1 protein-coding gene and 1 pseudogene are annotated in these 1222 nt (G+C 63.1%); both read left to right on the top strand.

Annotation, left to right across the window (positions count from 1 at the left end; translation table 11 throughout):
- Positions 1 to 202, top strand: a pseudogene (locus AC097L_RS25055) (ABC transporter permease); the annotation flags it as partial.
- The gene (locus AC097L_RS25050) at positions 199 to 1161 is read left to right on the top strand and encodes an ABC transporter permease (RefSeq protein WP_479589419.1); all 963 of its coding nucleotides are present in this window, start codon (positions 199 to 201) and stop codon (positions 1159 to 1161) included. The pseudogene AC097L_RS25055 and the gene AC097L_RS25050, both read left to right, overlap by 4 nt.
- Positions 1162 to 1222 lie beyond the last annotated feature (61 nt).

Raw genomic sequence — 1222 nt, 5'->3', positions numbered from 1 at the left:
CGGGGTGGGGTCGGTGTGGGGCGCAGCCCTCGGGGTGCTGTTTATTGGGGTGATCAACGGGGCCTTGCCGGTCATTCAGGTGTCACCTTTTTGGCAGCAGGCGATTGCGGGGGCGGTGATCCTGATTTCCGTCACCGTGAATGCACGCGCCGAACGCCGCGCGGGACGACAAATTCTGGAACGACAAGGAGCGCTGGCATGAAGGCCTGGAACACATGGGAACGCGTGCTGCTGGCTTTGCTGGTGCTGCTGCTGGTGGTTTTTGGGGTGATTCAACCGGGGTTCCTGACGCCGGACGCCCTGGCCGACAGCACCTTCAATTTCAGCGAGAAAGGTATTCTGGCCCTGGCGCTGGCCTTGCTCATCATCACCGGTGAGATTGACCTGTCGATCGCCGCCATCCTCGCCCTGTGCTCTCTGGCCATGGGTTACGCCATGCGGGCTGGCCTGGGGCCACTCGGGATGACGCTGGCCGCGTTTGCCACGGGGGGCCTGGCTGGTGGCCTCAACGGCGTTCTGGTGACGCATTACCGCCTGCCGTCGATTGTGGTCACCATCGGGACCCTGTCGCTGTACCGGGGCCTGGCCATGGTGGCGCTGGGGGACAAGGCGATCTCGGGTTATCCAGACATTTTTTCTTTCCTCGGCAATGGCTACCTGGGTGAGTTGGTGGGGGTGAAGTGGCTGATCCTGCCGCTTGAATTTGTGGTGCTGTGCCTTTGCGCTGGCGCCGTGGGGCTGGTCTTGCACCGCACGGTGTGGGGCCGCCGGCTGTATGCCATCGGGGCCAATCCGGTGGCGGCCCGGTTCTCGGGCATCGAGGCCGACCGCTACCGCATGGCCCTGTTTGTGTTTGCCGGCTTGATGGCGGCGTTGGCAGCCGTCATGTTGACCGGGCGCATCGGCAGCACCCGCCCCAACATTGCGATGGGCTGGGAGCTGGACGCCATCACCATGGTCATTCTGGGCGGTGTGGCGATTGAGGGCGGTCGCGGCAGCATCGTCGGAACCATGCTGTCGGTGTTGCTCCTGGGCCTGCTGACCTTTGCCATGGGCATGGCCAATGTCACGGGCATTGTGATGTCCATGGTGATTGGGGTGCTGTTGATTGTGTCGATGGTGCTGCCCCGTCTGTTGCAGCGCCGGGGAGCCTACGTATGAAGAGTGAACGGTGTGGAGAATTTCCCTTTCGCTTGTACGCCAACGCCGGATGCATGCAGGA

The organism is Rhodoferax sp. RT5P35 (assembly GCF_056521385.1).
Note: the sequence above shows the minus strand (reverse complement) of the source record. Positions and strands in the feature narration are given on the sequence as shown.

What these genes read in the sequence shown, in the direction of transcription:
- AC097L_RS25050 (WP_479589419.1), top strand. Translation starts at nt 199, where the DNA reads ATGAAGGCCTGGAACACATGGGAACGCGTGCTGCTGGCTTTGCTGGTG.